This window comes from Sediminibacterium goheungense (assembly GCF_004361915.1).
In the GTDB taxonomy this organism is placed as follows: Bacteria; Bacteroidota; Bacteroidia; order Chitinophagales; family Chitinophagaceae; genus Sediminibacterium; species Sediminibacterium goheungense.
Map to the genome: position 1 here is coordinate 1697416 of NZ_SNWP01000010.1, position 14900 is coordinate 1712315.

A 14900-nucleotide genomic window follows, 5' to 3' on the forward strand; every position below is an offset into this window, starting at 1 on the left:
ACTACACGGTTTCTTTTTCCATTAATATTTCAATAATTACCGTTGTACCCAAATGGCTGCTGTCGATATTTATTTTACCCTGCATATACTGCACATGCTGACGTATACTCTGCCAACCTATTCCTTCTTCTTTTCCCGGCTCAAAGCCTTTACCATTGTCTTCCAAAAGCAATGTAAGTCTTTGTGTGTGTTCTTCCTCCCAAATTTCGATATTAACCTCTTTAGCAGCTGCATGCTTTTTAATGTTGTGCATCAACTCCAGTACAATTCTGTAAAGTGCCGCTTCTGTTCGTAAAGGATACCTGTTTTTTATAGCGCTGTTATATTCCACCTTAAACTCTTCGCCCATATTCCAGCGGGACACTGCTTTTTCCAGTACCCTATCAAGCCCTTGCTCCTGTAATTGAACAGGCATAAGATCGTGTGCAATATTCCTGAGATCATTTACTGCAAGGTCTAACTGCTCGGCGATCCATTCCTGCTCAGCAGGATAGGGTTTTAAACGATAATGCGCGCCCATTCTGATACCACCAAGCAGACCTCCCAAACCATCATGCAATTCTCTTGCCAACCGGTTCCTTTCTTCTTCCTGTGTCTGGATAATTTTATCAGCTGCGGTTCTTCTTTCTTTTTCCAGTGCCTGCATAGCCTGTTCCTTCTCGCTCTTATAAAAATTATAGCGCTGTGTAAGTCCGAAAGAAAGAATCGTACTCTCTCCCAGAAAACCTACAGGCGATCCATACATATTGGCAAAAAACATCCAGTCACTGCCGATATGATACTGAGATAACAGCAGAAGAACGATATAGACACCAAAGAAGCAAAAAGCGATCAGGAAAAACAGAGATAGCTCTCTTTGTGCTTTGTATCCCTTCCATATAAAAAGCAATACTATACCGAGCCCGGCAAGCCAGATAATATTCATGGTGGTGAGATAGCCATAACGAAGCAACGGACCGCTGCTTGGAATATCTGTTAACAACAATCCAATACTCGATACCAGCAACAATAGCTGTATTGCCCGAATGGTTTTGGTGTAATTGCGTTGTGTATTGGGTATGGTAAAAAAGCGGGCCGTGAGTTCCAGTAAAAAAATATAGGAGATATTTGAGAAAAAGGGCCTCGACTTGCTGGTAAAATCTGGCAGGTCAGGCCAGAAATAGCGGAAACCCATACCCCACTGCGATAAGATCCAGATGGCCGAAAACGTTACATACAAACAATAAAACAAGTGTATCTTTTCCCTGAGCGATGCCAAGAGAAAAAGATTAAGCAGGAGCAGCAGAATGATCCAGCCAATAAACATTCCATGAAAAAAACTTCGCTCAGACAGATAAGCAGCCAATGACCTGTCTTTCACAAGACGTAAAGGAATATTCAACGACTCACCCTTTTTGTCTACACGTATCAGGTAATTATGTGTACCCGTTTTTACTGGGTACCAATAATCCGGATCATCTAATATTCGTTGTTCATATTTATAATAATCGCCCGACTGGTACACTTCCTCCCATACCCCTTCCAGCTGCTCATAGATGCGGATATCGTTGATATGCGGGTTGGCTATCTGTATCCAGCTGTCATCTGAAACAGTGGGCTTAACTGATACCCACCATACCTGTTTGGTAAAGCCCGCATTAAAAAAACCATCCTTTATCTGCTCACTGCTTTTGCTGATCGCTGCTGCTGCCTGCGCCGGTGTATATACAGCATCTGGCGCAACCTGGAAAACGGGTTTGGTAAAATGGCGGCTAAGATCAGTAAGATGAAATGAACCCAATAACAAAAACACAAATAGCAGGACTGCTCCTGTTATAAGCATGGGTGTTTTCGCTTTGGATTTTAAAAGCATAGTTGAACGGGGGGTTCCAACCATAACAATACGAAAAAAGCCCGGATTACGGGCTTATGTCATAAAGTTTTTACGGAACTATGAAAGGATAATAAACAGAAGAACAGAGAAATATCCAATTACGAAGTTGGATATTTCTCTGTTCTTCTGTTTATTTAAAAGCTGGCGGGTGCATTTCATCCCAGCCTGTCTTGTCCTGATAATATTTTGCGGCTGTGAGTATACTGGCTTCACCAAATAGCTTACCGATAAAAGAAATACTGGTAGGCGTATTGCTTCTTCTGTCGAAGCCTGTTGGCACACACAATACGGGATGTCCGGTGAGGTTGGTGATGGCCGACTGGTTTCCGCTACCTCTTGTTGGACAAATAATCACATCGAACTGATTCACAACTTCATTTACTTTCTGCATCAGTATGTTTCTGTGGCGATTGGCGTTGATGTATTCAACAGCTGGTACAAAACGCGATACACGAAAAGTATTGGGCCAGTCGAACAATCCCTGTCTTGTCATCAGGTCATCTATATCGTTTCTCGTAAAATCATCAAAAGCTGCCGCACATTCTGCACTGATTACGACATCCATAATATTAAAGGGGTATACTGTACTATCAGGAAAATCAACTGGTATTAGTTCAACGCCCATATCACGGTATGCCTGTAATACTTTTAGTTCTGTTCGGCTGGTATCGGTGATTCTGTCGAAATAGTTTTTGGCATAACCGATTTTCATTTTTCTGATATCGGTTTCAGGTTTATAGTTAAAGGGTTTATTTACAGCACTCAAATCCTTTCCATCTGTTCCTTTAATATAGTTAAATACTATGGCGGCATCTTCAGCACTTCTGCAGATGGGTCCTACTTTATCGAGGCTCCAGCTCAACGTCATGGCACCGCTTCTGCTGATCGCACCAAATGTGGGTCTTAAACCAGTTGCTCCACAGGTAGATGCGGGTGAAATGATGGAGCCCCAGGTTTCTGTACCGATGGCAAAGGGTACCAGACCCGCAACTGTTGCAGAAGCCGATCCGGCTGATGAGCCAGATGAACCAAAGCGGGTATTCCATGGATTTTTTGTTCTGCCTCCATACCAGTAATCACCCATGGCCAATGCTCCCAGTGTAAACTTAGCGACCAGTACAGCGCCCGCTTCTTTTAATTGTGTATATACAAAGGCATCCTCATCTATCACCTGATTTTTATACGGCTCCGCTCCCCAGGTAGTTTTGGTGCCCTTTACAGCAAATAAGTCTTTGAGGCCATATGGTATGCCATGCAGGGCACCACGGTATTTACCCGCAGCTATTTCTGCATCAGCTTTTGCAGCCTGTTCCATAGCAATTTTTTCGGGGATAGAAATTACACATTGGAGGCTATCACCATATTTTTTTATTCTTTCAATAAAAAATTTTGTGAGCTCGGTTGAGCTGATTTTTTTATTCTTCAGCAGCGAAGCGAGTTGTGGTATAGAATACCAGGCCAGTTCGTTTCTGTTTTCCGGTAATACTACATTCTTCGGAATCTTCCAGTCAATTTTTTCCTGCTTCTCATTAAAGACCATACCCGGTAAAATGGCGCTGTGTGTAAGTGTGGGTGTTATGTGATTGGCCAGTGTTTGTTTGTGCATTTGTTTAAACACGCCCTCATTCTCTTTGATTCCGGGATACATACTATCTATTTCTTTCTGCGTAAATTTCAGATCGATCAAACGAGCAGCAGCCGGAATATCATTTTTAGAAAGTGTATCCTGAGCCTGCGAAACAGAGCATACCAGGATAAACGAAGCGGTAATTAGGTTTCTCATAAATATTTAGTTCTACTATTTTTTAAAATTTCTAAAATAAAGTCAAGAACGATCCTCTTCGTTTCTCTCTTCAATAAAAGCATAGCATTTGGCAAACCCGAATCTTCGAAGTTCTTTTTGCAGGGAGACGGGATGTTTTAAGTACAACAATTTTATTCCATTTCGGTTGAAGCAAATGTATTTCCGTCTTTGATATCGCCTGTGGTAAAGCCTTTTTTAAACCAGTACATTCTTTGTTTGGATGTACCATGTGTAAATGCATCCGGATTAACCGTTTTGCCGGCAGCCTGTTGCAGTCTGTCGTCGCCAATAGCATTGGCTGCCGCCAGCGCCGAAGCAATATCACCCTCTTCCAATATATTCTTCTGGCGTTGTGCATGATGCGCCCATACACCAGCCAGAAAATCGGCCTGTAGCTCCAGCTTCACCGATAGCTTATTATATTCTGTTTCACTCACACCCGAACGCATTGCCTGCAATTTGTTTGTGGTTCCCATAAGCTCTTGTATATGATGCCCCACTTCATGTGCAATTACATACGCCATGGCAAATTCTCCTTCAACAGAAAAGCGCTGCTGCAGTTCATCAAAAAAAGAAAGATCAATATAAATTCGTTTATCAGGCGGACAATAAAAGGGTCCAGACGCAGCGCTGGCGAAACCACATCCGGATGAGGTTGATCCACTGAATAAAACAAGTCGCGGCTGTTCATATACATCACCGATTGACCGGTAAACAGAATCCCATACATCTTCTGTATCAGCAAGTACTACTTTTGTAAATGCGGCCAGCTCTTCTTCTCTCGGACTGAATTTTGTTTCAGTAGTGGGTTGTTGTACCACCTGTTGTAATACTTCATTGGGATTGCCGCCCATGATCAGGTATAAAACCACTATTACAACAGCACCTAGTCCGCCGCCAATAGCAAGAGGTGCTTTGCTGCCTCTCCGGTCTTCTACATTATCGCTTTGTCTTCTTCCCTGCCAGCGCATATAATTTTTATTTTTATTCTTTTTACTTAAGATTTTTTACCCAGAGATATTCGTCTATCAGTTCGTTGTTTTTAAACACTGCTTTTTGCCTGATGGCTTCCAGGTAAAAACCATTTTTTTGCAATACCCGCATCGATGCCCGATTGTGCTCAAATACATTAGCCTCAATACGCACGATTTCTTTTTTCTGTTCTGTAATGTATGCACATAATAAGCGGGTGGCTTCAGAAGCTATTCCCATTCCCCAATAGGGTTCACCTACATAATAACCAATCTCTACGTTTTTCCGATATACATCTTCTTTCGGAATACAACCACAACCGCCTACTAGTTTCTGCTGCCATAACATAGCAAAATGCTGGGCCTGCTTTTCTGTCGCAGTTTTATGGATCCACTGTAAAGCATCTGCAACTGTGTAGGGACTTGGAAAAAAATCCCGCATATTGTTCCAGATATTCCTGTTATTGGCTATTGCAGCCAGCGCCTGCGCGTCCTGTTTTTGCCAAGGGCGTAATATCAGATCAGTCATCCTGTTTTTTAATCTTTCTGTTCAGGTAATCACTATAATCGGGTAATTGCGATTCATATTCCTGGTGCATAAAAGGCGAAGTGATAAGAAAGTCTGCCGTGGCCCTGTCACAAGCCATTGGAATATTCCATAGTACACAAAGTCTGAGCAAGGCTTTTACATCACTATCGTGTGGCTGTGCTTCCATCGGATCCCAGAAAAAAAACATCATATCTATTTCTCCATTGGCAATCATGGCTCCAATTTGCTGGTCGCCCCCCATTGGTCCGCTCATGAGTTTTCTTACCGGGCGATCCATTTTTTCCTCTATCAGTTTGCCTGTGGTTCCTGTAGCAAAGAGTTCATGTTTTGATAAAACTTCCCTGTTATGTGCCACCCACTCCATGAGATCTGCTTTTTTATGATCGTGCGCTACCAAAGCAATCCTTTTTCTGATACCTAATTTTTTTATCGTCGTCATTCGTTTATAATTAATGCTTATTTCAATAGTAAGGTAACCGTTTTTGCGGGTTCTTATAATGATGTTTCCGGTTTTATTTTATACCTGACAGCCACCCATGCTGTTATTGGATGTATGAGTATGATGAGTGCTATAAGCAATAACGGTACGTGAATAATGAACAGGAATAAGAGTAGTAGTAACAGATAGAGTGGATAGATAAATAACAAAGCCGCAAATAAAACAGAATCATAAAAAACCGTTTTCCTTGTTTTCTGAAATACCCATTTTTGAATGATGCTATAAAGCGGTAGATGAAGAAAATAACCTATAATTGATAGTAATAAAAAAATGTCTTTTTTTCTATGCTCCGCTTTTGGGGGTAGTTGAATCATGGATTTTAATTGATTAAAAATAAGTTCATTGAAATTTCTGATGTTCTGAACATCCTGTTCGTAGGGTAATTGTTGGTTTATGGGTAAAGGTTCTGAAAGTTCAAGTCTGACCTCCTTTCCGATCTGTTTAAAACTATTATAGCTAATGGCAGCTAACATTACCTGTACAGGAATCTTTTGTTGTTTCGCCATTATAGAGATTCTAGCTGCTCCTTTTTTAAAAGGCTGCAGTTCATGTGTATTCAGACAAATGCCTTCAATAAAAATCAAAACAATTTTACCTTCTGCCAACAGTTCGAGCGATTTTGTAAATGCATATTCATTCAGGTGCAGGTTTTCCCTTCCTTCTGATAAACGATAGATGGGTACCATATGGAGCAGATTAAGCAAAAAGCGGTGCCAGGGCTTGTGAAAAGCATCGCCCCGGGCCAGAAAATAAACAGGGTCCCGAAATTGTGCGGCTATAATAATGGCATCGAGGAAAGAATTGGGGTGATTCGCTATCAATAGTATGGGACCTTTTTCCCTGAAAAACCGAGAATGCACCGTTTGAAAATCTACGCAGAAAATACTCAGGGCAAGTCGTATTGGCAGCTTTAAAAGGGCGTAGATCAATGAGAATTGGTTTCCCCTAAAATACACTATGTAATGTTGTAATGCTGTTTTTACAGGTTTTAAGATCGGATTTTTTAGCTATTTTCTATTTATATACACTGGTTATCTAAAAAATCATACCCGTTTATTTCTTTTAATAAAAAAACCACTCCCTAGACAAGGAGCGGTTCTTATTTACTAACCCATCTTAAAAAACGCTTTATGCTTCGGCGGCCGCTTTGGCTTCTGTCAGTTTGGCTCTGATTTTTCCTTCGATTTCGGCCGACAGTTCCGGATTATCGAGCAGGAGTTGTTTTACAGCATCCCGACCCTGACCCAGTTTATTGCTTTCATAGCTGAACCAGGATCCGCTTTTCTGTACAATTCCCAGTTCTACGCCCATATCGATGATTTCACCCACTTTACTGATACCGCCTCCGAAAATAATATCGAATTCAGCTGCACGGAAAGGTGGTGCCACTTTGTTTTTTACCACTTTTACTTTCACCCTGTTACCTACGGCCTCATCACCATCTTTGATCTGTGTCATACGACGGATATCCAAACGTACAGATGCATAGAACTTCAATGCATTACCACCGGTGGTAGTTTCGGGATTGCCGAACATAACACCGATTTTTTCACGGAGCTGGTTAATGAATATGCAAACCGTATTGGTTTTATTAATCGTAGCCGTAAGTTTTCTCAATGCCTGGCTCATCAAACGTGCTTGAAGGCCCATTTTGCTATCACCCATTTCTCCTTCCAGTTCACCCTTGGGTACCAGGGCGGCAACAGAGTCGATTACCACAACATCCAATGCACCAGATAAAATCAACCGGTCAGCGATTTCAAGCGCCTGTTCTCCGTAATCTGGTTGCGATATCAGCAGGTTGTCTACATCTACACCCAATTTCTGTGCATAGCTGCTGTCAAATGCATGTTCCGCATCGATAATGGCACACATGCCTCCTTTTTTCTGTGCTTCAGCAATCACATGAATCGCTACTGTGGTTTTACCGGATGATTCAGGTCCATATATTTCAATAATTCTTCCTTTCGGTAAACCGCCTACACCCAATGCTGTATCGAGACCTATTGAGCCGGTGGAAATTACTTCCATGGCATTTTCGGCTCTCTCATTCATCATCATTACACTTCCTTTTCCAAAGTCTTTATCAATCTTATCGATCGTCAGCTTGAGGGCTTTTAACTTTTCTGCGTTACTCATGGTTAACTGTTTTGAATTTTAATGGGACTGTAAAAATAATCCCGGGAAATGAAATAAACTAATTTTTTTAGTATTTTTTTTACTAACGGTTTTAGTTTGTCCTTATTGTGCTAAAGTAGGGGTTTGTTTTTTCCGGCGGTACCGTATTTATACCTGATTTTAGAAGGAGTTTTGCACATAGTTGGGGGGAAGTCGGGAAGACCGATAGTCGGAAAGTCCGAAAGATGGTCTTTCCGGAACAAAAACTCCGTGTATCCCAACGCCTCACTCCTTTACCTCTGTGGTTTTTTACCACGGAGTTTCACAGAGTAGGACACAGGGTTACACGGAGGGTGTTTTAGTAAATCAAATTTCTTCCGGACTCCCTCACTAATAAGTATTCGTCATATCCTCATCCACACAAATGATAAAATCTGCACGACCAAGGTGTTCTGCGTTGAGTTTATGGATGTCTTTTTGTGATACGGTACTGATGGTTGCTATTTTAAGTGATGGGTTCTGTCTTTTCAGGTACCAGTTCAGTCCATCATAGAAATCGGAATGATAGGCGCCATTATAATGAATAAGTAATGACCCTGGTTGGTAATATTTCAACATAAAATGCGCCATGGTAGCGTCTTTTATGGCCTGTGCCTTTGGAAGGTTTTCACCGCCATGTCCGCCCATCATTTCAATCATTTTTTTATAGCCCGGCAGCTCCGCATCATAAGCAATGGGTAGGGGTGCGATCCAGGCTTTTTCTTTCGCAGATAAGGTATCTAATACAGCAAAGCCACCCTTTGAAACCATGGAGGCATAACGACGTGGTACATTACTGGCCGCAAAAGGTATTTTATTTTCTTTGGCAAAATTTACCAGTGGCGCATAGTCGGTTGGATAATTCTTCCAGAGCCTTGCCATCGAGTCTAATTGTTTTTGTTTGATGGCTCCGGCTAAGTATAGGTCGAGGGCTTCCTGATTATCCTGTTCAAACATTTCGGCTCCCAATACAAGGTTACGTTTTTCTTTTAGGTCCTTTGTTACCTCCAATTGCAGCCAATGAGCAATTGCGTTGTTATGATATTCACCAAAGAGTAAGATATCTTTATCAGAAATTGTTTTCAGCATTTTTTCATAGCTGATTTTTTTTCCTTTTGCATTGTAAAGTACATACGGCTGTTTCTTCTGCGCAAGGGCAGAAAGAGAAACCCAGACAAAGAAGATAACGAAGAATGGTTTTTTCATATAGCAATGTTAACAAAAACTCCGTGTAACGCTGTGTCGTACTTTGTGAAACACTCTGGTTTAATTGATAGAATTTTTTAACCACAGAGGTAAAGGAGTGAGGCACAGCGTTACACGGAGCTTGTTTATCAGCGATTATATTCACTCAGCCAATGAAATTGTTTTTCAGCGAGACGGTATTGTTTGTTGGTTCTTTTCAGTCTTACAAATAATGTATCGCCTTTTACAGGACCCCTCAATGTAATGGTACTACTATCGGGTATACTATATCGCATCGTAAACAGGCTGTCTGAATTTTTTCCTCCCCACCTGAATGTTACCTGTTGTTTGGTTGTATCGATAAAATAGCCAAAATAAGAGCGCCCGTAGGCTTTACGAAACAAGGTATCTGAACTGATCATACTACCGGTTGTTCCGGGATGAAGAATCATATTTGTCCAGCGGGTTGAATCGCCCACCACTGCAGGAATCGTGTCTTTATTCAGCACAAAATCTGCCACGTCATAAATACCTGAACGAAATGGTTTTTGATCACTGGGGTTCTTTGCAGACTGATATTGATCATATGCATTATAAAAAGGAAGAATCATCACCAGCACTACAAACAAACCCTTCAATACATAACGTGTTATTCGTTGCCATTTTTTGGGGAGGCTTACCTGATAAATGGTACCCGCAGCAGCCTCTCTGTTTAACAGGAAAAACGCTGTAATTCTTTTGTGTTCCTGCACAACCAGAAACAGACACATGATAACCAGGTGCGTTGAAAATAATTTTACCGGAATATCATAGCACAGGTTCATCGCCATAACATTGGTAAATACGGCCAATCCTACCAGGGCTCCGGCCGTGGTTGTTTTACGATTAAACAGAAGCAGTCCTACAAACACTTCCGCTGCTCCCGAAAAAACCTGATAGGGTGTTGAATAGCCAATAAACATCCAGGAAAAACGCATGGGTAAATACTCGCCTAGTGGTGTTGCGAGCTGACTCATTGATGGAAACCACATCTGCAAAGCAAATAATTTGATAATACCATAGCCGAATGATACCATGGCTACATGGTATCGAACAATGGTTACCAACAGGTAATTCCATTTAGGATACGATGTTTTATTTCTATCACTCACCGTCCAAACCATGGCCACTAAAAAAGATAAGAGTGAAAAAAACCAGAGATGTGTCCATGCCCAGGATGTATCACCACTTCCATTAATCGGCACCAGTTCTTTGTATACCCTGAAAATATTTTTATTCGCAAACTGAACAAGCTGGTCTTCTATCCATTGCCAGGGTTTATTTACGTCCTGTACCCATTCAAATGGGAGATTGCTGATCCATGTCCAGGGAGCAATGGATATCATAAAATACACAAAGAAGAAGCGAAACAGTATTTTCTGCGTGAAATTCCATTGGGTGTTGGTGTTCATACAGTTGGGGTTGTTTGTATGAATGTATTAAAAAAGAAGAGGAATGTTTGATTTTTTGATCTTCGTTTTTTTGATTTTCCTGTAATTGCCTAAGATGAGATTCTTCTTTTTGCAGTCGCAAATACATTGAATGTCAGAAAATCGGGGTTGGTATTATTGCAGTAAATAACTGTTTCCCGGTTATTATTAACCAAAAAGAGAATGCTTTGTGTATACTAAAATGAGGATCGTTTCCTTAATTACCAGCCTATTCCATAATCTTCACCATGGTTACTGCTTCCTCCCCAGAACGAGCCGTGTTTCCAATCAAACCAGATTGCATTGATCGGTCCGCTGGTGCGGTCTTCGAAACTCAATGTATATCCCATATTGCGTAGTTCCTTTCTTACCCATTCTGGTGTATTGCTGTGTAATAAAAGGTTTCCGGAACGGGGTGCGCGATCGGCTGTTTTATTACCTCCCAGCGATAACCATAATTGATTGGTATTGATATTAGCGGCTTCACTCGCTTCCTGTACCGTCATACCAAATTCTACCATATTGAGGAAAAACTGCAGGAGGTTCTGATCCTGTGTATCTCCTCCCTGCACAGCAAATGATAACCAGGGCTTACCCTCTTTTAATGCCATTGATGGTGTAAGTGTTACCCTTGGTCTTTTTCCCGGTGCCACCACATTGAATGGATTAATGGTTGAGTCTAATACAAAACTCTGCATACGCTGACTCATTCCAACGCCGGTTCTGCCTGCAATACAAGCCGGCAGCCACCCACCACTGGGGGTAATAGATACCACCCATCCTTCTTTATCGGCCGCTTCCACCGATGTTGTACCCATCCATAAAGCATCCTTATATTCTGCATCAGTAATAGATGCCAATTGGCGCTGGTCGTGCGTGGGCGCAAAACCTCTTTTGTTGCTGGTGTCTTTTACATCATATCCGCGACTCTTTAATAAACCGATATAGGGATTTGTTTTTCCTTCAAAAGGATATGGGTCTCCCGGACCTGCATTAGCATCGTTTCTGTCCATACGAATCTGCGCTGCTCTTTGTTTTGCATACGATTTGCTCAGCAATCCTTTCATGGGTTCTTCCGGAGCAACATAAGAATCGCCATAATAAAAATCACGATCTGCAAAACTCAGGTTCATGGCCTGATAAACTGTGTGTATATACTTCGCAGAATTATATCCCATATTTTTCAGGTCGAAGTTCTCCAGTATATTAAGCGCCTGTAATAATACCGGACCCTGTGTCCACTGTTTCAGTTTATATACATCAATCCCTTTATAATTCGTTTGAAGGGGTTCTTCTTCGATAGGTTTCCAATTAGCAAGATCTGCTTTGGTAATCAATCCTCCCTGTTCCTGTGCACCTCTCACAAATTCATCTGCTATATCACCTTTATAAAAACGATCGTACGCTGCATAAATCGCTTCCTTTCTGCTTTTGCCTGTTTTCAGTGCGTTTTGTTCTGCCTCCACCATTTTGGTGAGTGTATTCAGTAAGTCTTTTTGTACAAAAATTTCTCCCGCCTCAGGTGCTTCTCTTTTTTCGCCGGCATGTGTGAGAAATACCTGCTTACTATATTGCCATTGTTTAATCTGATCTTTTCCTCTCTCTATACTGTTTGCAGTTTGCGCCTCTATCGGATAACCAGCTGCCAGATCCATTGCAGGTGCCAATACTTCTTTCAGACTCATGGTTCCATATTCTGCCAGCATAAAACAGATACCCCCGGGTGTACCTGGTGTGGTGGCTGCGAGCGGGCCATACTGTGGTGGAAAATTCATGCCCTTGCTCTTAAAAAATTCAGGTGTTGCACCGGTTGGTGCAACACCCATAGCATTGATGGCAATTACTTTTTTTGTTTTCGGATTATAAATGAGCGCCTGTGTTTCTCCTCCCCAGCTCAACACATCCCACATAGTACAGGTAGCGGCCAGCATAGCGCAGGATGCATCAACAGCATTGCCTCCTTTCTGAAATATCATTGATCCTGCAGTTGCTGCCAACGGTTTTCCTGTAATCGCCATCCAGTTCTTTCCATGTAATGGTGGCTTCTGTGTTTGCTGTGCGAATGTGAATGATGAAACAAACAATGATGCAATGAGGAGTTTTTTCATTTCTATGGTTGTTTTGTAAATATAAGTATGAAAGTCCGGGGTCCGAAAGTCCGAAAGAAAAATGCTGTTTTTGACCAGTCTGATCAAAAACAGCAATGTGTGAGAAGAAATTACTATTATAATTTTTTTGCTGGCTTCGGACTTTCGGACTCCGGACTTCTAACTACTACGCCATTACCGCAAGCATAGAAAGTAAATGTTCTCCCGCTCCCTTGTTCCCTTGTACCTTGATCCCTGCTTGTTCTGGTTTAATTCCTTTGGTGAATAATCGCCAGGCTATTTCTCCTTCGATGGTAATAAGGTTTTCTGCTGTCTTTATATTTTCTACCTGTTTCCATTTTGTTCCATCATGGTATAAATGCCAGGTTCCCCCTGCTTCTCCTGTTATATGAAAAGATAACAGGTCTCCTTTGTTTCCCGGAAAATTCCGGTAATGGTAGGATAATGCACGCATCGAAGTTTCTAAATGTGGATGATACCATTCTCTTGTATACAATTCCCGTTCTTTTCCTACAGCCAGCCTGATCTGTTGTTGGTGGTGCCATTTTTCTGTATACTCTCTTGCCCAGTGAAACCAGTTGGCAGACTGTTCTTCACCTGCCCAGGCAACAGAAAACATAGCAGGCGCAAGTGGGTCTATTGTAGGCAGGTATGCTGCTATTTCAGTATTTGTTTCTTTGAGCAATTCAATCACCAACTTCGGGCTCATTCTTTTTGCTGCTTTGATCCAGTCGGCGTTTAGTGTATTTAAATAATTCAGTAAGTCGTGATACCCTTTTATTTCTCCTGGAGGTACACCAAAATACTGGTCTCTTTGAATAGATAGAATCCTGATATTACCATCCAGTAAATGCAGTATTACATCTTCTACTTTCCATTCAGGAGCAATGGTTTGTTTTTTCCAGTCGGCAGGAGATAATGTTTCCAGTAATTCTACTAATTTCTGATCAAGCGCTGGAATACGATCTGTAATGATGATTGGACCAGGTGAATTCATGGTTGTAAGATACTTAAACAGAAGAATAAGAAATAAGAAATAAGGAATCAGAAAATAATGTTTAAATACTTCCTCATTTCTTATTCCTTATTTATCTGTTTCATATTCCCCTATCCAATCAGCCCTGCTGCTTTACTAATCTCCAGCATTCTATCCATGGGTTTTTTAGCGGCGAGTCGGAGTGTTTCATCCATGTGAATTTCCGGTTGCTCATACATCATACACAGGTATAGTTTTTCCAGTGTATTCAGTTTCATGTGTGGACAATCATTACACGCACAATTATTATTGGGTGGGGCTGGAATAAATGTTTTATCAGGACTTGCCTGTTGCATCTGGTGGAGAATACCAGTTTCGGTAGCAACAATATATTCTTTACTGCTATCGGTTTGTGAATATTTCAATAACTGTGTGGTACTGCCGATATAGTCAGCTACTGCAAGAACAGCTTCTTCACACTCGGGGTGGGCAATAATTTTAGCCTGCGGGTGTCTTACTTTGAGTTTTGTGATTTTTTCCAGACTGAATATTTCATGTACCATACAGGCACCATTCCATAAAACCATCTCCCTTCCGGTTTTTTTGGCCAGGTAAGCACCCAGGTTCTTGTCGGGTGCAAAAATGATGGGCTGGTCTTTTGGAACACTTTCGATAATCTTCTCCGCATTGCCACTGGTACAGATGATGTCTGACAGCGCTTTAATCTCCGCTGTGCAGTTTATATACGATATGACGATATGATCGGGGTGTTTGTCTCTGAAGGCCTTAAATGGCCCCGCAGGGGCACTGTCGGCTAAGGAACAACCTGCTTTCAGGTCTGGTAACAGTACTTTTTTACTCGGATTCAGGATCTTGGCTGTTTCTGCCATAAAGTGTACGCCGGCAAATACGATAATACTGGCATCGGTTTCGCGGGCTTTCTGGGCCAGCCCAAGACTATCTCCAATATAGTCTGCCACATCCTGTATATCTGGTTCCTGGTAGTAGTGTGCGAGAATGATTGCATTTTTTTCTTTCTTAAGTCGCTCAATCTCGGCAAAAATATCCAGATGCGCATCTATTTCTATATCGAGAAAACCTTTTTCCTGTATTTTTTCTTTCGCTGCAGAAATGTTCATAATCACGGTAATAATATTTAATAATACTTATTTATATAAATCACTTATTACTATTAGGGGTGTGGATTTCGGGATAACTTACTTATCCCCATTGTACAAAGTTAATCTGTACAGGTTTATCCACGCTAATTAACATGTTTTTCCACGGGTTAATATTCCGGTAACATTG

12 protein-coding genes are annotated in these 14900 nt (G+C 41.5%); all 12 read right to left on the reverse strand.

Going from position 1 to position 14900, the window contains the following annotated elements; genetic code table 11:
* Position 1 precedes the first annotated feature (1 nt).
* Positions 2-1822: a sensor histidine kinase gene (locus BC659_RS07285; RefSeq protein ID WP_211340722.1), complete on the reverse strand. Its 1821-nt coding sequence runs from the start codon at positions 1820-1822 to the stop codon at positions 2-4.
* A 181-nt stretch (positions 1823-2003) separates the two neighbouring features.
* Positions 2004-3656 (reverse strand): amidase, encoded by a 1653-nt coding sequence (locus tag BC659_RS07290; protein ID WP_133474012.1) that lies wholly within the window; start codon positions 3654-3656, stop codon positions 2004-2006.
* Between the two features lie 152 nt (positions 3657-3808).
* A complete protein-coding gene (gene ypfJ / locus BC659_RS07295; RefSeq protein WP_133474013.1) occupies positions 3809-4648 on the reverse strand; it encodes a KPN_02809 family neutral zinc metallopeptidase in 840 nt (279 codons plus the stop codon).
* 22 nt (positions 4649-4670) lie between these two features.
* Positions 4671-5177, reverse strand: coding sequence for a GNAT family N-acetyltransferase (locus BC659_RS07300; RefSeq protein WP_133474014.1), 507 nt, complete (start codon positions 5175-5177; stop codon positions 4671-4673).
* The gene (locus BC659_RS07305; protein WP_133474015.1) at positions 5170-5637 is read right to left on the reverse strand and encodes a methylglyoxal synthase; all 468 of its coding nucleotides are present in this window, start codon (positions 5635-5637) and stop codon (positions 5170-5172) included. The genes BC659_RS07300 and BC659_RS07305 overlap by 8 nt, the downstream gene beginning before the upstream one ends.
* Positions 5638-5690: 53 nt before the next feature.
* Positions 5691-6653 carry a lysophospholipid acyltransferase family protein gene (locus BC659_RS07310; protein WP_342775718.1) on the reverse strand — a complete coding sequence of 321 codons (963 nt, stop codon included), beginning with the start codon at positions 6651-6653 and terminating at the stop codon, positions 5691-5693.
* 172 nt (positions 6654-6825) lie between these two features.
* Positions 6826-7836: a recombinase RecA gene (gene recA / locus BC659_RS07315; RefSeq protein ID WP_133474017.1), complete on the reverse strand. Its 1011-nt coding sequence runs from the start codon at positions 7834-7836 to the stop codon at positions 6826-6828.
* Positions 7837-8205: 369 nt separating this feature from the next.
* Positions 8206-9060: a ChaN family lipoprotein gene (locus BC659_RS07320; RefSeq protein WP_133474018.1), complete on the reverse strand. Its 855-nt coding sequence runs from the start codon at positions 9058-9060 to the stop codon at positions 8206-8208.
* Positions 9061-9188: 128 nt separating this feature from the next.
* Positions 9189-10490, reverse strand: coding sequence for a hypothetical protein (locus tag BC659_RS07325; protein ID WP_133474019.1), 1302 nt, complete (start codon positions 10488-10490; stop codon positions 9189-9191).
* A gap of 239 nt (positions 10491-10729) precedes the next feature.
* Positions 10730-12616, reverse strand: a complete 1887-nt coding sequence (locus tag BC659_RS07330; protein ID WP_133474020.1) for a gamma-glutamyltransferase family protein — start codon at positions 12614-12616, stop codon at positions 10730-10732.
* Between the two features lie 166 nt (positions 12617-12782).
* Positions 12783-13613 (reverse strand): maleylpyruvate isomerase N-terminal domain-containing protein, encoded by an 831-nt coding sequence (locus BC659_RS07335; protein WP_133474021.1) that lies wholly within the window; start codon positions 13611-13613, stop codon positions 12783-12785.
* A 110-nt stretch (positions 13614-13723) separates the two neighbouring features.
* Positions 13724-14731, reverse strand: coding sequence for a quinolinate synthase NadA (gene nadA, locus BC659_RS07340; RefSeq protein WP_133474022.1), 1008 nt, complete (start codon positions 14729-14731; stop codon positions 13724-13726).
* Positions 14732-14900: the final 169 nt, after the last annotated feature.